20 protein-coding genes are annotated in these 20,213 nt (G+C 73.8%); 7 read left to right on the top strand and 13 right to left on the bottom strand.

Going from position 1 to position 20,213, the window contains the following annotated elements; all coding sequences use genetic code 11:
* The first annotated feature begins 98 nt into the window (after positions 1 to 98).
* The gene (locus OIE12_RS06975; RefSeq protein ID WP_329132821.1) at positions 99 to 545 is read left to right on the top strand and encodes a MarR family winged helix-turn-helix transcriptional regulator; all 447 of its coding nucleotides are present in this window, start codon (positions 99 to 101) and stop codon (positions 543 to 545) included.
* Positions 546 to 692: 147 nt separating this feature from the next.
* On the opposite strand, the gene OIE12_RS06970 is transcribed toward OIE12_RS06975, so the two are convergent.
* On the bottom strand, positions 693 to 1,769 hold the full coding sequence (locus OIE12_RS06970) for a lytic polysaccharide monooxygenase auxiliary activity family 9 protein (RefSeq protein WP_329132819.1): 1,077 nt from the start codon (positions 1,767 to 1,769) through the stop codon (positions 693 to 695).
* Between the two features lie 356 nt (positions 1,770 to 2,125).
* The gene (locus OIE12_RS06965; RefSeq protein ID WP_329132817.1) at positions 2,126 to 2,260 is read right to left on the bottom strand and encodes a hypothetical protein; all 135 of its coding nucleotides are present in this window, start codon (positions 2,258 to 2,260) and stop codon (positions 2,126 to 2,128) included.
* A 137-nt stretch (positions 2,261 to 2,397) separates the two neighbouring features.
* On the opposite strand from OIE12_RS06965, the gene OIE12_RS06960 reads away from it, so the two are divergent.
* On the top strand, positions 2,398 to 3,012 hold the full coding sequence (locus OIE12_RS06960) for a class I SAM-dependent methyltransferase (protein WP_329132815.1): 615 nt from the start codon (positions 2,398 to 2,400) through the stop codon (positions 3,010 to 3,012).
* Here OIE12_RS06960 and OIE12_RS06955 read toward each other — a convergent pair.
* Positions 3,005 to 3,508 (bottom strand): DUF402 domain-containing protein, encoded by a 504-nt coding sequence (locus OIE12_RS06955; RefSeq protein ID WP_329132813.1) that lies wholly within the window; start codon positions 3,506 to 3,508, stop codon positions 3,005 to 3,007. The two genes, OIE12_RS06960 and OIE12_RS06955, sit on opposite strands and share 8 nt — an antisense overlap.
* Positions 3,489 to 4,421, bottom strand: a complete 933-nt coding sequence (locus OIE12_RS06950) for a GNAT family N-acetyltransferase (protein WP_329132811.1) — start codon at positions 4,419 to 4,421, stop codon at positions 3,489 to 3,491. The genes OIE12_RS06955 and OIE12_RS06950 overlap by 20 nt, the downstream gene beginning before the upstream one ends.
* Positions 4,422 to 4,493: 72 nt before the next feature.
* Here OIE12_RS06950 and OIE12_RS06945 point away from each other — a divergent pair, with 72 nt between their 5' ends.
* On the top strand, positions 4,494 to 4,871 hold the full coding sequence (locus OIE12_RS06945; RefSeq protein ID WP_329132809.1) for a GntR family transcriptional regulator: 378 nt from the start codon (positions 4,494 to 4,496) through the stop codon (positions 4,869 to 4,871).
* A 25-nt stretch (positions 4,872 to 4,896) separates the two neighbouring features.
* Here OIE12_RS06945 and OIE12_RS06940 read toward each other — a convergent pair whose 3' ends face one another.
* Both OIE12_RS06940 and OIE12_RS06935 read right to left on the bottom strand, forming a co-directional pair.
* Positions 4,897 to 5,685, bottom strand: a complete 789-nt coding sequence (locus OIE12_RS06940; RefSeq protein WP_329132807.1) for a DUF72 domain-containing protein — start codon at positions 5,683 to 5,685, stop codon at positions 4,897 to 4,899.
* A 144-nt stretch (positions 5,686 to 5,829) separates the two neighbouring features.
* Positions 5,830 to 7,029, bottom strand: a complete 1,200-nt coding sequence (locus tag OIE12_RS06935; protein WP_329132805.1) for a DUF5925 domain-containing protein — start codon at positions 7,027 to 7,029, stop codon at positions 5,830 to 5,832.
* A gap of 273 nt (positions 7,030 to 7,302) precedes the next feature.
* Here OIE12_RS06935 and OIE12_RS06930 point away from each other — a divergent pair, with 273 nt between their 5' ends.
* Positions 7,303 to 8,109 (top strand): SGNH/GDSL hydrolase family protein, encoded by an 807-nt coding sequence (locus OIE12_RS06930; protein ID WP_329132803.1) that lies wholly within the window; start codon positions 7,303 to 7,305, stop codon positions 8,107 to 8,109.
* Between the two features lie 53 nt (positions 8,110 to 8,162).
* Here OIE12_RS06930 and OIE12_RS06925 read toward each other — a convergent pair whose 3' ends face one another.
* Genes OIE12_RS06925 through OIE12_RS06910 form a run of 4 tightly spaced genes read right to left on the bottom strand, consistent with a single transcriptional unit; the run spans position 8,163 to position 14,472 of the window.
* Complete coding sequence (locus tag OIE12_RS06925) at positions 8,163 to 9,737, bottom strand: serine/threonine-protein kinase (RefSeq protein WP_329132801.1); 1,575 nt, start codon at positions 9,735 to 9,737, stop codon at positions 8,163 to 8,165.
* A gap of 53 nt (positions 9,738 to 9,790) precedes the next feature.
* Positions 9,791 to 11,335, bottom strand: a complete 1,545-nt coding sequence (locus tag OIE12_RS06920) for a HoxN/HupN/NixA family nickel/cobalt transporter (protein ID WP_329132799.1) — start codon at positions 11,333 to 11,335, stop codon at positions 9,791 to 9,793.
* The gene (locus OIE12_RS06915) at positions 11,332 to 12,873 is read right to left on the bottom strand and encodes a tetratricopeptide repeat protein (protein WP_329132797.1); all 1,542 of its coding nucleotides are present in this window, start codon (positions 12,871 to 12,873) and stop codon (positions 11,332 to 11,334) included. Before OIE12_RS06915 ends, OIE12_RS06920 begins: the two co-directional genes overlap by 4 nt.
* A gap of 18 nt (positions 12,874 to 12,891) precedes the next feature.
* Positions 12,892 to 14,472, bottom strand: a complete 1,581-nt coding sequence (locus OIE12_RS06910; RefSeq protein WP_329132795.1) for a DUF4331 domain-containing protein — start codon at positions 14,470 to 14,472, stop codon at positions 12,892 to 12,894.
* Positions 14,473 to 14,785: 313 nt separating this feature from the next.
* On the opposite strand from OIE12_RS06910, the gene OIE12_RS06905 reads away from it, so the two are divergent.
* From OIE12_RS06905 to OIE12_RS06895, 3 genes are all read left to right on the top strand, one after another.
* Complete coding sequence (locus OIE12_RS06905; protein ID WP_030379414.1) at positions 14,786 to 15,328, top strand: sigma-70 family RNA polymerase sigma factor; 543 nt, start codon at positions 14,786 to 14,788, stop codon at positions 15,326 to 15,328.
* Positions 15,325 to 16,149, top strand: a complete 825-nt coding sequence (locus OIE12_RS06900) for an anti-sigma factor (protein WP_329132793.1) — start codon at positions 15,325 to 15,327, stop codon at positions 16,147 to 16,149. Before OIE12_RS06905 ends, OIE12_RS06900 begins: the two co-directional genes overlap by 4 nt.
* A 115-nt stretch (positions 16,150 to 16,264) precedes the next feature.
* Entirely contained in the window at positions 16,265 to 16,534 is a 270-nt protein-coding gene (locus OIE12_RS06895) for a hypothetical protein (RefSeq protein ID WP_329132791.1), read from the top strand.
* A 181-nt stretch (positions 16,535 to 16,715) separates the two neighbouring features.
* On the opposite strand, the gene OIE12_RS06890 is transcribed toward OIE12_RS06895, so the two are convergent.
* The 3 genes from OIE12_RS06890 to hmgA form a co-directional block, all read right to left on the bottom strand.
* On the bottom strand, positions 16,716 to 17,927 hold the full coding sequence (locus tag OIE12_RS06890) for a type ISP restriction/modification enzyme (RefSeq protein ID WP_443053772.1): 1,212 nt from the start codon (positions 17,925 to 17,927) through the stop codon (positions 16,716 to 16,718).
* Between the two features lie 92 nt (positions 17,928 to 18,019).
* Entirely contained in the window at positions 18,020 to 18,769 is a 750-nt protein-coding gene (locus OIE12_RS06885; RefSeq protein ID WP_329132790.1) for a GntR family transcriptional regulator, read from the bottom strand.
* A 26-nt stretch (positions 18,770 to 18,795) separates the two neighbouring features.
* Entirely contained in the window at positions 18,796 to 20,121 is a 1,326-nt protein-coding gene (gene hmgA / locus OIE12_RS06880; RefSeq protein WP_329132787.1) for a homogentisate 1,2-dioxygenase, read from the bottom strand.
* Positions 20,122 to 20,213: the final 92 nt, after the last annotated feature.

Genomic DNA, 20,213 nt, shown 5'->3' with positions numbered 1-20,213 from the left:
GAGAGGGGTGGGAGTTATTTGGTCAAGCTGCTTGACCATCTGGACCCCCTCATGGTCAAGCAGCTTGACCAATTCGTCAAGGGTGTTCTAATGCCTGCGTGGAGAACTCCGAGGCCCTGGCCCTGTCCGCCGCCCTGCTCGCCGCCGCCGGTGAACTCACCCAGCGCATCCACGAGGGCGTGCTCGCCCGGGGCTTCGAGGGGCTGCGGCCCGCCCACGGGTTCGCGTTCACCCGGCTCGCTCCGGACGGGGCGACGGTCACCGACCTCGCGCTGCACCTCGGGGTCACCAAGCAGGCCGCCAGCCAGCTCGTCGACGAGCTGGTGCGCAAGGGGTACGTCGAACGCCGGCCGCATCCGGAGGACGCGCGGGCGCGGCTCGTGGTGATGACCGGACGCGGCTGGGCCTGCGCGCGGGCGGCGGAGGAGGCGGCGGCGGAGGCGGTGCGGCCGTGGGCCGAGCGGTTGGGGGAGCAGGGGGCGCGGGCGCTGCGGGGGGCGTTGCTGACGGTGGCGCCGCGGGGGCCGGTGCGGCCCACGTGGTGACGTCCGTGCCGTTCGGGGGCGGGTGCGGAGCCGGTCGGCGGGCCGCTGGGCCCGGAACCGCGGGCGGGGTCTGCCCGGCCTGAGCCGCCGGGCAGACCCCGCTGGTGGGTGTGTCGTTGGCAGGTGGGTCGTCCTGCGGTGCCTCGGTCAGCGGCCGTGGCGGCCCGCGTGGGTCGCGCGGCGGCGGACCGAGGCGAACAGGGCCGCCGCCCCGAGCGCGAGGGCGGCGGCGCCGCCGATCGCGACGTACGTGGTGTGTCCGTCGGCGCCGGTCTCGGCGAGGTTGCCGGTGGCGCCGTCGGCCTTCGGCTGGTTGGCCGAGGTGTCCTCGGCGGTGGTGTCGCCGCCCGTCGTGGTGCCGGTGGCGGTGGTGTCGTCCGACTTGGCGTCGGCGGGGCGGGGCTCCGCCGAGGTGCTGGCGTCCTGGTCGCCGTGGCCGTGGTGCTCGATCGTCGACTTGTCGGCGCCGGCTTCTATCTGCTCGTTGGTGGGGGCGGAGGCGGCCGGGGCGGGGGCCGCGCCGCCCGAGCCGCCGCTGTCGCTGTCGCTGCTGCCGTTGGTTGCGGTTCCGCTGCCGCCGAAGTCGACGTCGGAGCAGGAGTAGAACGCCTCCGGGCTGTCCGAACGCTGCCAGATCGCGTAGAGCAGGTGCTTGCCGGAGCGCTGGGGGAGGGTGCCGGAGAAGGTGTAGAAGCCGTTGACCGGGGACGGGTCGGTGGAGGTCGCGACCGGGTGGTCGAGGTCCAGGTCCTTCCAGGCGAGGGGCCCCGCGGGGTCGTAGCCGGACTTGGTGACGTACACCTTGAAGGTGCCCTTGTGGGGGGCGGTGACGCGGTACTTGAAGGTGTACGCGCCGCTCTTGACGGAGGTGGTGGGCCAGTCGGTGCGGGCCAGGTCCAGGCCCTTGAACTCGTCGTTGTTGGCGCTGCAGAGCTTGCCGTCGGGGATGAGGGTCTGGTGCCGGCCGGCGGCGTCGCCGATGCGGATGCCGTTCCAGTCGTAGAGCGCCTGGGTGCCGCCGGCGGCGACGGCCGCCTTGCACGCGGCGGACTTCGGGGACTCCGGGCCCTCGGCGTAGCACTGGGCCACCCGGCTGACCGGGTCGCCCATGGTGCCGTGGGCGGCGGCGGGGGTGGCGGCGAGGGCGGTCAGGGCGAGGGGGGCGCCGGTGAGGAGGGCGAGGGCGGTGGTGCGGCGGCGGGGGCGGCGGCTGGGGGCGGGCATGGGGGGCTCCTCGGGGTCCTGGGCGGCGGGTGCGGTCAGCAAGTTAGCCGCGGAGGACGGGGGAAGCCGCTGTTCGGGGCGGGGGGAGGGGATCCTTATGCTCGCGTTAAGGGAGTGCTCAGGCTGGGCTCAGGGAGAGGGAGTGGGAGGCGGTTTTCTCGCCCCCGCCGCCCCTACCCTTCCCATCCCTTCAAGGGGCTCCGCCCCTTGGACCCCGGGGGTGCGTTGTCGGCTGACCGCCGGTGGGGACTTCTCGCGCAGTTCCCCGCGCCCCTGAAGGGGCACGGTAGCTGCTCGCGCGCACCGCGGCGGAGCCGCGCAGATGTCGCGGTCCTGCGCCCCTTTTCGGCGCGCTGTCAGCCGTCCGGCCACCAGGTGCGGTGGATGTCCTTGCGGACCTCGGGGCGCTCGGCGGGGCGTTCTTCGGTTTCCTCCCGTACGCGGCGGGAGGCCGACTTCCTCAGCGGCTTCTGCACGGTTGTCCGGCGCATGGCTGCCTCCTAGCGAGATCACCAGGTCCCGCGTTCCCGCGGGCTGGACCTCTACCCGGAGCCTGGCCCATCCCACCCTCGATGTCAGTGGCGCTTGTCACGATTGGGCTGTCAGTGGTACCTGCCACGCTGGCCCCATGAGCACCCACAGTGAGAGCGGACCGGCCACCGGTGACGACTGGGACGCGCTGGCCGCCACCTTCGACGACGAGCCGGACCACGGGCTCGGCGATCCGCGGGTACGCGCCGCCTGGGCCGAACGGATGCGCCGCTGGCTGCCCGGCGACCCCGGTGAACTGCTCGACCTCGGCTGCGGCACGGGCAGCCTGTCGCTGCTCGCCGCCGAGGCGGGGCATCGCGTCACCTGCGTCGACCTCTCCCCGGCCATGCTCGACCGGGCCCGGGCCAAGCTCGCGGGGCGGAACGCGGAGTTCCTGGCCGGGGACGCGGCGGCGCCGCCCGTGGGGGAGCGGCGTTTCGACGCGGTGCTCGTCCGCCATGTGCTGTGGACGCTGCCCGACCCGGCGGGCGCCCTGCGGCGCTGGCACGGTCTGCTGCGGCCCGGCGGCCGGATGGTGCTGGTCGAGGGGGTGTGGGGCACGGTGAGCCCGGTCGGCATATCGGCGGACCGGATCACCGGGCTGCTCGCGCCCCTCGTCGAGGAGGTGGCGGTGGAGCGGCTGTCGGGTGACTCCCCGCTGTGGGGGCGGGAGGTGACGGACGAGCGGTACGCGGTGGTGGCGGTCAGCTGAGGAGGTCCGGGAACGCGGGGCTCAGGGCCAGCGCTTCGAGGGTGTTCAGGGCCTGGAGCGCGGCCCCGGCCGCCTCGGGGTCGGTGCGGGAGAGATTGCTCTGTTCGAATTCGTCCTCGTCCAGGCGGAGGACCGTCGTGCCGTCGGCCGAACGCCACAGATCCAGGTCCAGGTCCTCCGAGACGAGCTCCGTGCCGGTCAGGGTGGCGGGGCGGGTGATGTCGCAGTACCAGCCCTTCAGAGTGCCGGCGGCGTCGCGGACCTCCTTGACCGCGTACCAGCGGTCGCGCCAGTAGTACTCGGTGAAGACGTCGCCCGGCGCGAAGCGGACGAAGCCGAAGTCGCGCACGCCGGGGTTCGACCAGGGGGCCCGTACGGTGATCCGGCGGCCGTCGTCGGCGAGAAGCTCCGCGGGGTAGCGGATCTTCGTGCGGCCCGCCTTCCGGAGCACGACCCCGACCGTGCGCGCGGCACGGTCAGGCGAGGGTACGGACATGGCGCACCTCCGTCGCGCAGATTTCGTACCCGAACCACTTGTTGATCGCCAGCATCGGCCCGTTGCCGCCGTCGTTGCCCGTCAGGGCCTCGGTGAGGCCGGCGGCGCGGGCGCGGTGCAGGGAGTCGTTCTTGGCGAGCTTGGCCAGGCCCCGGCCCCGGTACGCGCGGGCCGTGCCCGTCATCACCGTGCCGTAGCGGGTGCCGCCGTTCGTACGGGCCATGGTGAACGCCGCCGGGCGGCCGTCGACGACCACCACCGACGTCAGCTCGTGGCTGGTCAGCGGATGGTTCCAGGTGCCCTTCAGCCAGTCCTCGTAGTCCGTCATCTCGTAGTCGATGTCGCTGGGCTCGTCCGACAGCGTCTCCGCGTCGAGCGCGAACAGCGGGCGCGGGTCGGCGGCGAACGCGGTGCCGGGCAGCACCTCCACGCCGGGCGGCGGGGGCTGCAGCGGCGGCAGGGAGCCGTCCGCCAGTCCCAGACGGAGGAAGTGCGCCGAGCGGCTCGCCCGGTAGCCGCGCCGCTCGGCGAACGCGCGGTTCGACGGGGAGTCCAGCACCCAGGAGTACACCTCCCTCACCCCCAGGCCCCGCAGCCGCTCCTCGGCGGCCCGCACCAGCGCCGTACCCGCGCCGCGGCCCTCGTGGTCCGGGCGTACGTAGATGTTGAGGTCCGCCAGGCCGGGCCGCGGGCTGTCGTGCACGACACTGACCTGGGCCGAGCCCACCGCCTCGCCGTCCACCCTCGCAAGGAGCGGCTGGTAGTGGGAGTCCGGATGCGCGTGGCGCAGGTTGTAGGCGATGGCCTCGCCGGTCAGCAGGACGAAGGGCAGCGCCTCGTCGCGGATGCGGGCGAAGGCCGCGCAGTCGGCGGCGTCGGGATGCAGGGCGTGCACGGTCACGGTCGGGGTCATGCCGCGGAACGGTACGGGGAGCGGGGGCGCGGGCGCCTTCGAATATTTCCCGCGCTGCGCGAGAATCGGGACGTGAGTCTGAAGATCGACATCATCGACAGTACGGAGGGCGGCGCGCCCTACGAGCAGGTGCGCGCCCGGATCGCCGAGCAGGCGCGGTCGGGGGCGTTGCCGGTGGGCTACCGGCTGCCGACCGTCCGCGGGCTCGCCGAGACGCTGGGCCTCGCCGCGAACACCGTCGCCAAGGCCTACCGGGCGCTGGAGGCCGACGGCGTGATCGAGACCCGGGGGCGCAACGGGACGTACGTCGCCGCCGCCGGCTCCGCCGCGGAGCGGACCGCCGCGACGGCCGCGCGGGAGTACGCGGAGCGGGTGCGGCGGCTGGGGCTGGGGGAGGACGAGGCGCTGGCCGCCGTCCGGGACGCCCTGCGGGCGGCGTACGGGGGGTAGGGCAGGCCACCAGGGGCTGCCGCCTTCAGCGCGAGGGGCGGGGGCGCATCGGGGGCAGGTGGTGGGGGGTGCGGGTCACGGTCCGGCCCGCCGCCCGGGCCGTCCGGGCGAACAGCATCGCGTCCAGGACCGCCGCGCCCTGCGGGTCGTTGTTGAAGTAGGCGTACACGTCCGACTCGTCCGGCCAGGCCTCCGCGATGCGGTGCACCCAGCTCGACAGGGACTGCCGGCCGTAGTGCGGCCGGCGGCGGGCACGGCCCGAGTGGAAGCGGACGTACCCCCAGTCGGCGGTGCGCCACAGCGGGGTGACCGGGCGGGAGAGGACGTCCGCCCAGCACAGCGCGGCGGCGTGCGCGGTGAGGACCTCGCGGACCGCCGGGGTCCACCAGGACTCGTGGCGGGGTTCGACGGCGACGCGGGTGCCGGTGGGGAAGTGGGACAGGCAGGCGTCGAGGAGGGCGGGGTCGGCACGGAGGGTGGGGGGCAGCTGGAGCAGCACCGGGCCCAGGCGGTCGCCCAGGCCGGCGGCGTGGGTCATCAGGCGGTGTACCGGTTCCTCGGGGTCGCGGAGACGCTTGATGTGGGTGAGGAAGCGGCTGGCCTTGACGGCGATGACGAAGTCGGGCGGGGTGCGGGTGCGCCAGCGTGCGAATGTGTCGCGGGTGGGGAGGCGGTAGAAGGCGTTGTTGATCTCCACGGTGGTGAAGTGGGTGGCGTACTCCTCCAGCCAACGGGTGGTGGGGAGGGCGGGGGGATAGAGGACGTCCCGCCAGTCCTTGTACTGCCAGCCGGAGGTGCCGACGAAGAGGGGCATACAGGTATGTAAGCACCGGGTGGGCGGGTTCGTGGGCGGGCGCGGGTGCGGGTGCGCCGGGGCTCGTCGCGCCCGGGCGGCGAATCCGCGCATCGACACCGCCCCGCGCCGCGTGAAAGCGGGGGCGCCGCTTGCGGGGCACCCCTACAGGTACAGGCCCGACTCTCCGTCCCGTTGGTCCGGGACCGTCGTGGGGTTCGTGCCTCGGTGCAGGGCGTAGAGCTCGGCGAGGGTGGCGCCGTCGCGGGGGACGGCGGTTTCGCGATCGGGGACGTCGGGGCCCAGCCAGGCGAGGGCCTCGGGGCGGGTCAGGGGACCCACCTCGATGCGGGCCAGGCAGCGGCCGGGGCGGACGACGGCCGGGTGGAGGCGTTCCAGATCCTCGTTGGTCGTCACGCCCACCAGCACGTTCCGGCCCTGGCCCAGCAGCCCGTCCGTCAGGTTCAGCAGCCGGGACAGCGCCTGGCCCGCCATGTGCCGCGCCTCGCCGCGGATCAGTTCGTCGCAGTCCTCCAGGAGCAGCAGCCGCCACCGCCCCTTGCCGCCCGCGTCCTCCTCGCCGATCGCGATGTCCATCAGATAGCCGACGTCACCGAACAGCCGCTCGGGGTCCAGCACGCAGTCCACCTGGCACCAGTCCCGCCACGAGCGGGCCAGCGTGCGCAGCGCGGAGGTCTTGCCCGTGCCCGGCGGGCCGTGCAGCAGGAGCAGCCGGCCCGCGATGTCCTCGGGGGTCGTCTTCATCAGACCGTCCATCGCCTCGGCCACCGGCGCGGTGTAGTTGCCCCGCACCTCCTCCCACGAACCCGCCGAGATCCGGCGCGTGGTGCGGTGCGGGCCGCGCCGCGGGGACATGTACCAGAACCCCATCGTGACGTTCTCCGGCTGCGGCTCCGGCTCGTCGGCCGCGCCGTCCGTCGACTGGGCCAGCACCTGCTCCGCCAGCTCGGCGGTGGTCGCGGTGACCGTGACGTCGGCACCGCGGTTCCAGCGGGAGATCAGCAGCGTCCAGCCGTCGCCCTCGGCGAGCGTCGCGCTGCGGTCGTCGTCGCGTGCCGTGCGCAGTACGCGGGCGCCCGGCGGCAGCAGGGTCGCGCCCGACCGCACCCGGTCGATGTTGGCCGCGTGGGCGCAGGGCTGCTCGCCCGTCGCGAAACGGCCGAGGAACAGCGCGTCGACGACGTCGGACGGGGAGTCGGAGTCGTCGACGTTGAGCCGGACCGGCAGGACGTCGTACGGGTTCTCGTACGAGGTCTCGTACGGGTTCTTGTACGGGGTCGCGGACGTGTTGTCGTGCGGCTGCCGGACGGGCGGCTGCGGCTTCTCGGACGGGGTCGCGGACATGTCGCCATGATCCGTCAGGAACGCGGCCCGTGCACCGGATTTCTCCCGGCCCGTGCCCGGTCGTCCCCCTGAGTGGACGTCAACTCGGGCGACGACACGCGGTCACCTGTACCGGTGAACCGCCCCGGCGGTCCCCGCGCGGACGCCTACGCGCAGGTGACCGGCGCCTTACCGCTGTTGAACAGTCGTCAACAATTTTGGCATGAGCACTTCCTGTCAACACGCGTAGCTGCTACCACGGTGGTGGCAGAGATCCTGCTAAAGGGAGGTTCCATGAGACGTTCCCGAATCGCGGCATACGTGACCTCACTCCTCCTCGCCGTCGGCCTCACCCTCACCGGGGCGGCCACGGCGCAGGCGTCCTCGGTCGCGGCCGGCACCGACTACGTGGCCCTCGGCGACTCCTACTCCTCGGGCGTCGGCTCGGGCAGCTATCTGAGCTCCAGCGGCGACTGCAAGCGCAGCACCAAGGCCTACCCCTACCTGTGGCAGGCCGCCCACTCGGTCTCCTCGTTCAGCTTCCCGGCCTGCTCCGGCGCCACCACCAGTGACGTCATGTCCGGCCAGCTCGCCACCCTCACCTCGGCCACGGACCTCGTCTCGATCAGCGTCGGCGGCAACGACGCGGGCTTCTCCGACGTCATGACGACCTGTGTGCTCCAGTCCGACGCCGACTGCCTCGCCCGGATCGACACCGCCAAGTCCTACGTCGACTCCACGCTCCCGGGCCGGCTCGACACCGTCTACTCCGCGATCCGCGCCAAGTCCCCCGCCGCCCGCGTGGTGGTCCTCGGCTACCCGCGCTTCTACCAGCTCGGCACCACCTGCCTCGGCCTCTCCGGGACCAAGCGCGCCGCGATCAACGACGCGGCCGACCACCTGGACGCCGCCCTCGCCAAGCGCGCCGCCGACCACGGCTTCGCCTTCGGCGACGTCCGCACCACCTTCACCGGCCACGAACTGTGCTCCGGCTCGGCCTGGCTGCACAGCCTGAGCCTGCTCAACATCGGCGAGTCGTACCACCCGACCGCCGCCGGACAGTCCGGCGGCTACCTGCCCGTCCTGAACAGCCTCGCCTGACCGACCGGTTCCGCCGACCCGGGGGCCCGTCCGCGATCCACGCGGGCGGGCCCTCAGCCGTCCGAGGAGGAGGACGAGGAGGACGCGGACGAGGACGAGTCACTGCTGGACGGAGTGTGATCGACGCACTTCACGGAGAGGGCAAGGGAGTTGGAGGTGGCACGTACGGGAGAGCGGACCTCGGCCCAGATGCTGCCGTCGGAGTCCTTGCCGCGGACGCTGACGGAGTCCTTCCACCGCACGCCCCTTCCGCCGGCGTCGAACGGCTTCGTGCGCCAGCCCGAGACCGGGCCGTCCCAGGTGTTCCAGCGGTACTCCACCGTCGTGGGCGCACGCTTCACCGTGACGTCCAGTTCGATGTCGAGGTCATGACGGCCCGCCGCGCATTCCCCGGTGTAGGGGTTGGCACCGGTGATCGTCACCTTCACCGACTGCGCGGGCGGCGCCGCCGACGTCGTACGACCGCTGTGGCTCGAGGTGTCCTCGCTCCCGCTCGCACTCCGTCGCGGACCGCCGCCGTCGCTTCCGCTCTCCGCCCCGCTCGTCGTCGCCCCGCCGCCCTTCGTGTCCGGATCGTCGTCGCCCCGGTCGAGCAGGGCGTACGTCAGCCCCGCGAGCGCCAGGGCGAGGGCGAGCACACCGGCGACGAGGACGACGACCGTGCGGCGGTCGCGGCGCGGAGGCGCGGGAGAGGGCGGGGCCGTGACCGGTGCGGCCGTCGTCGTCGGCTGCGGCGGGCCGGGGTCCGGGAGGGCGGCGAGCGTCGGGGGGTACGGCGTTCCGGCCACCGGCGGGGTGTCGCCCGCGGCGATCGCCCGCAGGCCGTCCTCGGCCCGCCCGGCGGTGATCCGCTCCGCCGGATCCTTGCGCAGCAGTCCCTCGATCACCGGCGCCAGCGGACCCGCCAGGCGCGGCGGCGGCAACGCGTCGTCGACGACCGCCCGCAGCGTGCTCAGCGGGGTGTCCTGGCGGAACGGCGTGGCGCCCTCCACCGCCGCGTACAGCAGCACACCGAGGGACCACAGGTCGGACTCGGGACCGGGATCCCGGCCCAGCGCCCGCTCGGGGGCCAGGAACTCGGGCGAGCCGATCACCTCGCCGGTCATGGTCAGCGCGGAGCTGCCCTCGACCCGGGCGATGCCGAAGTCCGTGAGGACCACCCGGCCGTCGTTCGCCATCAGCACGTTGCCCGGCTTGACGTCCCGGTGCAGCACCCCGGCCGCGTGCGCCGCCCGCAGCGCGGACAGCACCTCGGCACCGATCCCCGCCGACCGGCGCGGCGGCAGCGGGCCCTCGGCGTCCAGCAGGTCGGCGAGCGTGATCCCGCGGACCAGCTCCATCACGATCCACGGCCGGCCGTCCGCCACGGCCACGTCGTACACCGTGACCACATTGCGGTGCGCGACCCGCGCCGCCGCCCACGCCTCCCGCTCCAGCCGGGCGTACATCCGCTCCCGCTCGGGCACCGGCAGCCCGTCGGGGGCACGCACCTCCTTGACGGCGACCTCGCGCCGCAGCACCTCGTCACGGGCCCGCCACACCGTTCCCATGCCGCCCTCGCCGAGCGGCGACAGCAGCCGGTAGCGTCCCGCGACCACCCGCTCATGGCCCGGTTCTCCGTCGGACACGGGCGTCCCCCCCCGTCGCGTCGAGTGCGCCTGCCACGCCTGTTCAAAGTAGCTCAGCCGAGGGCGGTTGCCGCCCCCCTGAGCACCAGTCCGGCGCCGAGGACCAGGACCACGCAGGCCGAGCCCAGCGGCGCCGCCCGGCGCACCAGTGCCACCGCCGCGCCGCCGGTCCGGCGGGGGCGGCGGTCCAGCAGCCGGCCCACCCCGCCGCCGAGCCGGACGACGGCGAAGCCGGCCGCGGTCAGCGTCAGGGCGAGCCCGACGCCGTACGCCACGACGAGCAGCAGCCCGAACCAGGCCTGGCCCAGCGCGGCGGCGCCGACCAGCACGACGACGGCGGACGGCGAGGGCACGAGCCCGCCCGCGAAGCCGAGGAGGAGGGTGCCGCGGAGGGTGGGGGCCGTGGGGTGGGTGTGCGGGGGCCCGTTTCCGTGCGTGTGTTCGTGCCCGTGGGGGTGGGCGTGGCCGCGGGGGCGGGTGGGTGCGTGGCTGTGGTCGTGGTCGTGGTCCTGCGTGTGGCTGTGCCCGTGCCCGTGCTCGTGTCCGTGTGCGTGCCCATGCCGGTTGTGCCAGGCCCGGCGTACGAGGGTGACGCCCGCCGCGGTGACGAACGCGCCGCTCGCCAGGCCCAGCCAGGTGATCACCGACGGCGCCGCCGCCGAACCGGCCGTGACCAGCAGGCCCAGGGCGACGACGCCGAGGGTGTGGGTGACCGTCACCGACGCGGCGAGCGGCAGGACGTCCCGCGGCCGGGCCCGGCCCCCGCGTGCCGCGGCGGTCGCGGCCATCAGGGTCTTGCCGTGGCCCGGCGCGAGCGCGTGCAGCGCGCCGAGGCCGACCGCGAGCAGCACGGCGAGCGCGGCGAAGCCGAGGGTGAGGTCGTGCCGGGCCACCAGGTCGTCCAGCGCACGCGTCCAGCGGTCGGCGCCGCGCGGCAGCACCGAGGCGGCCGGGGCGTCGTCCTGCCGTTCCCGGGACAGCGCGGGGCCGCCCGGGCGCACGTCGAACGCCGCGTGCACGGTGTGCGCGGGGGAGGACAGCAACTCCTTCGGATACGTGGTCAGTTCGCGGGATACGGATTTCCCGGGCACGTCGGAGCCGGTGAGCGTCGTACGGTCGCCGCGTGCGGTGATCTCCCGCCAGCCGGGACCGGAGGCGGTGCCGCCCGCGCCGCGGAACTCCACGCGGACGGTGCCCTTCTCCGGCAGCGGGGCGGTCAGCCGGCACTCCACCCGCAGGGTGTCCAGACCCGCCTGCCCGGGGCGGCGGTGCGCCGCGCTCGCGGTGACGGTGAGCCGGGCGGCGCGGTCCGCGACGGTCACCTCGCTGCCGCGGGCGGCCTCGGCGCACCGCTGCCGGGCCCAGCCGGTGAGGCCGCCCGACCGTTCGATGTCCGGCCCGGCCTGGGTCGCCGGGATCTCGGCGAGGTCCTCGACGTGGTCGACCCGCAGCGATCCGGGGGCGGCGACCAGGCCGTCGTACCGGTTGACGGTGAAGTTGCCGAGCGGATGCGCCGCCGCCTGCCCGGCGGGCAGCAGGACGAGCGCGGCGACGGCGGTGACGAGTCCGGCGGCGAACGCGCGATGACGGGGCTTCACTCGGCGGCCCCCAGGGACTTCAGCGCGGTACGTGCCGTGCGGGCGCCGAGCGGCGCGAAGCCCGGGTTGAGGTCGAGGGCCGCCGTCAGGGAGGCGCGGGCCCGGTCCGGGTGGCCGGCGGCCCGCTCGATCATGCCCCGGTGGTAGAGGAAGGAGGCGTTGCGGTAGCCGGTGGCGGTGGCCCGGCGCGCGTACGGCAGTGCCTGGGCGTCCTCGCCGTTGACGTGCAGCGCCCAGGCGAGCGCGTCGGCCGTGTGCACGGTGTGGCGGCGCTGCCACTCGGCGCGGGCCGCCTTGAGCGCGGCCCCGGGGTCGCCGTGGTCGGCCGCGGCGAGCGCGGTGTCGAGGTCGGCGTCCACGCCGTTGGCGCGGGCGAGCGAGACCCAGGCGTGCACCAGGGCGTACTGGTCCCGGGCCCTGGCCGCGTCGCCCTCGGCGCCCCGCTCCTCGTACAACTCGCCCAGTTCGACGAGGGGTTGGGGGAGCGGGGAACGGGCCACGACCTGTTCCATGCCGCGGATCGCGGCCGTACGGTCGCCCAGTGCGGCCTGGGTGCGGGCGCGGCCGTCGAGTGCGGGCAGATACCCGTCGTCGGCGGCGAGCGCACGGGCGTAGTGGTGCAGGGCGGTTTTGTACTCGCCCTGGTTCCAGGCGAGTTGGCCGAGCGCGGTGGCCACGTACGCGATGTCGCCGCGGGTGGTGGCGGTGTCGAGCGCCTGGGTGAGGACGCGGCGGGCGGTGGTGACGTCGCCGCGCAGTTCGTGGACGTAGGCGTAGCGGGTGAAGACGGGGATGCCGGGGCGGCGGGAGTCGGCGAGGTCCGCCGCCTTCGAGGCGTCGGTGTAGCGGCCCAGTTCGACGAGGGCGTCGATGCGGGAGGACAGGGCGCGTTCGCTGTACGGGTTCTCGGTGAGGGCCTCGTCGGCGTACGTCAGGGCGCCGTGGAAGTCGTGCCGGGCGGCGGCGAGGGCGGCGTGGGCGGCGAGGGCGGGGTCGTGGTGGGGGTCGATCTTCAGGGCGCGGGTGAGGGCCTTGTCGGCCTGGGGGTAGCGGGAGGGGTCGCCCTCGGTGCGGGCCTGTTCCACGTAGGCGAGGGCGAGGGTGGACCAGGCGGTGGGGTCCTGGGGCTGGGCGCGGAGGTGTGTCTGGAGGGTTTCTATGCCGGCGGCGAGGTCGTCGCCGGTGAGCTGTTGGGTGGGGGTGGTGGTTGTCGTGGTCGTGTGGTGGGAGGCGGTGGGGGGTTGGGCTGCGCCCGCGGCTATCGCGCCGGTGGTGAGGGCGATGGCCAGGGCTGTGGCGGAGAGGGTGAGGTGGAGGCGGGTGGGGGTGCGGGGGGTGGTGGGCGTGCGGGTGGTGGGGGTGCGCGTGGGGGATTTCGCCCCCGCCGCCCCTGCCCTTTCCCGACCTCCGGGGGCTTCGCCCCCGGGCCCCCTGGGGGTGTTGTCGGGTGCGGGCTCGTTGGGGCTGGTCGCGCAGTTCCCCGCGCCCCTGGAGGCCCTGCGGGCCTCCTCGGGGTGCTCGGGTGGGGTGGGAGGCATGGTGTGTGTCTCCTTGGGTCAGTAGTACGTGCGGCGGGTGCGGCGGCGCCACCAGATCAGGGCCGTGGCGATGAGGAGGAAGCCGGCGGCGCCGGCTGCCGCGGATGTCACGATGAGCGTCGTGTCCGAGTCGCCGTTCATGCCGCTCGCGTTGAGCGCGTCGCCGAGCTGGTTGCGGACGTTGTTGCCGTCCGTCTTCGCGGTCCTGCCGCGGGAACCGGCCGTCGGTTCGGCCAGGTACGGGAAGGACGCGCCGAACTTCTTGTCGTTGGCGTCGACGGCGTCGCCCAGGTCGTTCTTGGCGCCGACCAGCTCGCCCTCCACCACCTGCAACGCCTCGTCGACCACGTCGTCGGTCAGCCGGCGGCCGTTGGGGAAGCCCGCGTTGTCGCCGTCGAGCACGCCCAGCCGCTTGGGGTCGGCGGCCGGTTCGACGGACGTGTTGAGGCGCAGCTCCTCCGCCGGCCGCACGGACGGCGGCTGGTTGAGGCCCTTGACGCCCTTCAGGAAGACGTCGACGAGGTCGTCACGCGGCTCGTCCGGCGCGTCGATCTTGTAGATGGCCTCGATGAGCTTGGGCAGCTCGGGGTTGGTCACGTTCTTGAGGAACTGCGCGTCGTCCCAGGGGGCCGACGCGTTGAACCTGTCCTTGTCCTTCTGCGGGTTGACGACCTCGTTGACGAGCGGGTTGCCCAGCCGTGAGACCTGCGTCCAGTGGCCGCGCGCGTCCTTGCGCTGGGTCGTCGACCAGATGCCGACCACCGGCTGGTCCTTCGACTCGGTGATCATGTCGGTCGGTACCTGGAGGGCTATGGAGTTGACGTTGTAGCCCTTGAGCGTGTCCCGGCCCACCTCGGAGAGGTCGCCGCCGTACAGCAGGTCGAAGACGCGCAGGTCCAGGAAGAACGGGTCGTCGGCCTGGCCGGCGAAGGTCGTCGAGCCGTTGGACAGCTTGTACACGGCCTGGTCGCGCAGCTTGCCGTAGTCCGGCATGGACGCCTTGCCGACGTTGGACGGGGCCACCGGCACGTCGTCCGCGAGCTTCGTCTTCGCCACCAGGCGCTGCTTGTGCAGCTTGATGAGGTCGATGTCGTACGTCTGCGTGATGTTCAGATCCGGGTCGTCCAGGCTGTCGACGGGGCCCGTGTTGTAGAGGAAGGTGTCCTTGTTCTTCGTGTGCGTGCGGAACGTGTACCGGAAGATCAGCTCGCTCTGCGCGTCACCGTTGTTGTCGACGTGGAGGTCGTACTGCGCGTCCTCCGCGAACGTGTAGAAGTTGGGTCCGCCGGCCGGTTCCTGGAACGGGATCCAGTTGGCCACGAGCGTGGTCGTGTCCGGCTTGTCCGGGCTGACGAACGCGTACACGTCGGTGTTGTCGTACTGCGGCTGCCCCGAGATCAGCGGGGCCTCCCGGTGGCTGGAGGCGGCGGCCGACCCCGGTTCCAGCACGGCCACACCGGCCGCCGCGAGTCCTCCGGCGGCCAGTGTGCCGCAGAGCAGGGCCGCGAGGCTCCTGCGTGCCGTGCCCTTGGCGGAGAGGGGGGTCGTGCGGTCCCCGTTCACGGGGCCGACCGTTCGTCCGTGCGTGCGTTCGTCCATCTGTCCGTCCATCCGTTCAGCGGTTCAGCGATGCAGCGGTCCGTGCGTTCGGCTGTGCTGCCGGGCCGCCTGGCTGTTGACCGGGCATTCGGAGAGGCCGGCGGGGCGGATTGGTCGGAGCGGAAAACTTGTCACGGGCCATCAGGGGGCGTGGTGGTGGCCGTCACGCCGACCGCCGCACCGCCGTCGTATTCGTCGCCGTCCGACCCGCGTTTTCGGGCCGTCGATCCGTAATCCCGTCCGAGGACGTGATCGCTCCGAACGACCAGTGAGGCCGCGCGACCCCGTGCCGTGGCCGGAGAGGGGGGTACGAGTGGAGGCGGAGGAACTCCTGGCACTCGTGGCCGGAGGCGACCAGAAGGCCTTCGAGGAGTTGTACGGCATGGTGTCCGGGCCGGTGTTCGGCCTGGTGCGCCGTATCGTGCGGGACCCGGCGCAGTCGGAGGAGGTGGCCCAGGAGGTGCTGCTCGAACTGTGGCGCTCGGCGCCCCGGTTCGACCCGGACCGCGGCAGCGCCCTGTCCTGGATCCTCACCGTCGCCCACCGCCGCGCCGTCGACCGGGTGCGCAGCGCCCGCGCGGCCGGCGAGCGCGAGGAGCGCGAGGCCCGCCGCGCCCACCACCCCGCCTTCGACCAGGTCGCGGAGGAGGTGGAGGCGGGTCTCGAACGCGAGTGGGTGCGCCGCTGTCTGGACCGGCTCACCGCGCTGCAACGGCAGTCCGTCACCCTCGCCTACTACGACGGCTACACCTACCGTGAGGTGGCCGAGCGGCTCTCGCTGCCGCTCGGCACCGTCAAGACCCGGATGCGCGACGGTCTGACCCGGCTGCGCCACTGCCTGGGAGGTGCGGCATGAGCCCCTTCGACCGGCTGTTCGGCCGTGCCGACCTGCACTCGCTCGCCGCGCCCTACGCCCTGGACGCCCTCGAACCCGACGAACGCCGCCGCTTCGAACGGCACTTGCGCCGCTGCGGCCGCTGTGCCGCCGAGGTGCGCGCGCTCTCCGAGGACGCCGTCCGGCTCGCCTGGTCCACCAGCGCCCCGGCCCCGCCCGCGCTGCGCGACCGGGTCCTCGCCGCCGTCCGCACCACCCCGCAGGACCCCACCCCGGGCCGGGACGCGCCCCGCGCCCGGGAACCGCATCTGCCGCCGCACGTGTGGGGCACCGCCCCGCCGCCGGCCCGGGCCCGCACGCCCCGGCCACGCCCCCTGTTCGCGCCGCTGGCCACCGCGACCGCCGCCGCGGCGCTGGTCGTCGCCGCGCTGTTCGCGGTGCAGGCCACGCGGACCCAGGACACGCTGGACGCCGAGCGTGCCCAGGCACGTGAGATCGCCCACGTTCTCGCCGCCCCCGACGCCCGCGCCGCCGCCGACCGGGACGCCCGGGGACGGGGACTGTCCGTGATCGCCTCCGCGTCTCAGGGGCGCGCGGTGGTCACGCTCAGCGGCGCGGGCGCGCTGCCGGACACCCGCGTGCACCAACTGTGGCTCATGCGCCCCGGCGCGCAACCGCGCTCCCTCGGCCTGTTCCACGGCGACACGCCCTTGGTCGCCGAAGGGCTGGTCAGGTCGGCGACGTCACTGGCCGTGACCGTGGAACCCGACGGGGGGTCGGTCCGTCCGACGAGTGCGCCGGTTGTCCAACTCGGCCTGGATTCTGTTGGATTCGGAGAGTAATCGTCAACGCCCTTACGGGGAAGGTGAATCCTGTGACCGTGATACACGAGTGCCCCGGGGGAGCGATAGGGTTACCCTGCCCGGGCCGGGTGGATACGTACGGGTGGGGAGTGACATGGATCAGATAACGATGCGCAGCAGGGCCAGGGTCCCTGCGATCACCTGCGGGAGCAGCGCGAGCAGTACGCGCCTCGACCGCCACCTCTCGGTGCTCGGGGGCCCCGCCCTGCCGCAGCGCGAGACGGCGGAGGCGACGTCCCTGATGCGGGAGATAACGGCGCGTGACGTGACGCACGGACGCAGTGACCGGGGGGCGCGGGTCCGCCGGGTCTCGCTGTTCGCACCGCTGCGCCGGCTGCGGCGGTCGCTGTTCGGGGGACGGTGAGTGGGGGAGCACTGAACGTGCGGGCGCCGTCGCTCTGACCTGACGGTGCCGCCCCTGGCGTACGCGCCCCACCCGGCCACGGCTCCTGTCGTCCCGCTCGTCCACCCGGGGGTTCGCCCCTGGCCACCCTTCTTCTGCCACCCTCCGGCTCCTCACCGCACCCGTCCCGGCACCGGATGCGTCACCACCGCCAGGCCCCGCCCGGCGTGTTCCCCGTCCCGTCACAGCAGGGTGAACTGCCCCTCCGGGCCTCCAGGACGGAGGCGGGGCGGCGGCGGGCGGGCGGTACCGGCAGGACGCCCGCCGCCCGCAGCTCGGCCGCGGTGACGGCGGCTTCGTCGGGCTCCGTTGCCCACTCCTCCCGCTGCGGGCCCAGTTCGGCCAGGAGCGTCAGTACGGTGATCAGCTCCAGGAGTTCCGACGTCCAGCCCTGGGGCCAGCCGGACGGGCGGATCGCCGCCAGCGTGCCGGGTTCCGGCTCCGCCGTGCGGGCCGCGAACCAGGACTCGACGACCCGGGCGCCGGCCACCTCGAACTCCCACGCGGCGGCGGGTACCGGGGAGATGCGGCCGTCGTCGAGGTGCAGGGCCTCCTCGTCGGGGTCGTAGTCCAGGTTCACCGGGCGTGGTGGCAGCGGTGCGCGGACGTACGGGCGCCGGCCGCCGGGCAGCCGGGGCCGCTCCCCGTCGCGTCGCATCAGCCACAGCGTCCGTCGCCCCAACTCCACGCCCCGCGCCCACCGTTCGGCGTCGGCGGTCAGGGGGACGGTGTGGCCGTGGGGTCCGTGGCGGACGGCGGCCATGATCCAGGCCAGGAGCTCGAGCGGTTCGGGCGTGTGGCCGAGGCGGGTGCCCAGGTGTGCGGCGAGGCCGGGCGCGAGATTGGGCTCCGTGGCGCCGGGGCGGCGGTAGAGGGGGCGGATGCGGGCGGTGCGGGGGGTGGGGAAGGGGAGGAGGGAGGTGGCGAGCAGGGGCAGTGGTGCGGGGACGGGTGCGGGGGCCGACTCCACGGTGAACACCTGGTGTGCGTCCGCCACGCGCCACAGTTCGGGGCGGGCGGCGTCGAGCAGGCGGTGGTCGGGGATGAGCCACTGCTCGTCGAACGGGGCGCGCAGGATGCGGACCGGGGTGGGGCAGGGGGTGGTGGTGTGGGCGAGGCGGTCCGTGCCGGTGGGGTGGCCGGGGAGTTGGGGGACGGCGGAGTGGGGGGTGCGGGCGCGGGTGGGCTCGAACAGGGTCTCGCGGTCGGGGGCTTCGGCCTTGAGGAGGGTGTCCCAGCGGGCGGTGAGGGACGGGGCGTCGGGGGAGAGGGGCCATGCCCGGCCGGGGCGGGGAGGCGGGACGGACCACGGCATGAGGTCCGCGAGCAGCGGAGCGTCGTCGTCGTTCGTCACGGGGGGAATCGTACGACGGGGTGTGCGGGCGGGGGCGTACGGCAGGTTTTCCCCGCGCCCCTATCAGGGGGCGAGGGCTTGCCCCCGCGCCCCTACGTCGCCTCCACCGTCACCGAGAAGGAGAACCGGTCACCGCGATAGTGGATGACCGCGACATCCAGCACCCGCCCGTCCACCCCGTACGTCACCCCCGTGTAGTGCAGGATCGGACTCAGCAGCGGCACCCGCAGCAGCCGAGCCGTCTCGGGGTCGGCGAGCCGTGCCTGGACCGTGTCCGTGATCCGGCCGATCTCCACGCCCACCACGTCCCGCAGCACCTTCGTCATCGGCCACCGCTCCAGATCCCCCGGCGCGATCCCCGCCGCCACCTCCGTCCGGACGAAGTTCCGCGCGTGATTCGTCGGCTCACCCGTCCCCTCGTCGCTCCGCACCCGGTGGTAGGCCACCACCTCGCCCACCCCCGCGAAGTGCTCGGCGAACTCCGCCGGCACCGGCACCGCCCCGTGGCCCAGCAACTCCGTCACCATCCCCGACTGCTGGGCGACGATCGCGTCGACCGACCCCAGCAGCCGCACCGGCGCACCCCGCCGGGCGTCCGGCTCGATGAACGTGCCGCGCCGCCGGTGCCTGCTGATCAGCCCCTCGTCCTCCAACTCCTTCAGCGCCTGCCGCATGGTCAGCACGCTCACCCCGTAGTGGACCGCGAGCTGTTCCTCGGTGGGCAGCCGCAGCGGCGCGTCCCGCGGGCGGCCCAGGATGGACGCGCGCAGCGACTGCGAGACCTGGTACCACAGCGGCAGCTTGCGGTTCAGGACGATCGAATCCGGAGCGAAGGAGGTCACGGGCCATCCTCACCGGCGGAAAAACGTCAGTGCAAGGGTCGGAAGTGCCGTTGCAGGCCCTGCCAGACGTCGTCGTAGCGCCGCTGCAGGTGGTCCGCGTCCGCCGCGTGCGGGGTGAGCGTCACCGGCCACCGCGTCTCGAACATGAACGCGAGCCCGTCGTCGACCTTCTGCGGCTTCAGCTCGGCCGTGCTCGCCCGCTCGAACGTCTCCCGGTCGGGGCCGTGCGCCGACATCATGTTGTGCAGCGAGCCGCCGCCCGGCACGAACCCGCCCTTCCCGGCCGACTTCGCGTCGTACGCGCCCTCGACGAGCCCCATGTACTCGCTCATCACGTTCCGGTGGAAGTACGGCGGCCGGAACGTGTCCTCGCCCACCAGCCAGCGCGGCGCGAACACCACGAAGTCGACGCCGGCCAGCCCCGGGGTGTCGGACGGGGAGGTCAGCACCGTGAAGATCGACGGGTCCGGGTGGTCGTAGGAGATGCTGCCGATCACGTTGAAGCGGCGCAGGTCGTAGACGTAGGGCACGTGGTTGCCGTGCCAGGCCACCACGTCGAGCGGCGAGTGGTCGTACGTGGCCGTCCAGAGGTTGCCGCAGAACTTGTTCACCACCTCCACCGGCCCCTCGACGTCCTCGTACGCCGCCACGGGCGCCCGGAAGTCCCGCACGCCCGCGAGGCCGTTGGCGCCGATCGGGCCGAGGTCGGGCAGCCGGAAGGGGGCGCCGTAGTTCTCGCAGACGTACCCCCGGGCCAAGCTGTCCAGCAGCTCCACCCGGAAGCGCACCCCGCGCGGGATCAGCGCCACATGGCCGGGCTCCGCGTGCAGCGCGCCCAACTCGGTGTGCAGCAGCAGTCCGCCGCGCTCGGGGACGATCAGCAGCTCGCCGTCCGCGTCGCTGAACACCCGTTCCATGGACGCGTTGGCGTGGTAGAGGTGCACGGCCATACCGGTGCGCTGGGTGGCGTCGCCGTTGCCGCCCAGCGTCCACAGGCCCGCGAGGAAGTCCGTGCCCGGGGCCGGCTCGGGCATCGGGTCCCAGCGCAGCCGGTTGGGGTCCGGGACGCTCTCGGCGAACGGAGCGGTGCGCAGGGCGCCGTTGTCCGTGCGGCGGAAGGCGGGGTGCGCGGCCGAGGGGCGGATCCGGTACAGCCAGGAGCGGCGGTTGTGCGCCCTCGGCTCGGTGAACGCGGTACCGCTCAGCTGCTCCGCGTACAGCCCGAGCGGGGCCCGCTGCGGTGCGTTGCGCCCCTCGGGCAGGGCGCCCGGCACCGCCTCGGAACTGTGCTCGTTGCCGAAGCCGTGCAGATAGGTCAGTCCTTCGGCACGCTTCCTCGCGTCCCCGGTCATGCGCGCTCCCTCGTTCCTGGGCCCTGGGTCACGGCCCGCGAACTCGCTCCGGGCCCGGTCCCGGCCCGCCGCGATTCCTATGCCTCACCGTA

Source organism: Streptomyces sp. NBC_00670 (assembly GCF_036226765.1).
Lineage (GTDB): Bacteria > Actinomycetota > Actinomycetes > Streptomycetales > Streptomycetaceae > Streptomyces.
This window is presented reverse-complemented; position numbering and strand designations above follow the sequence as displayed.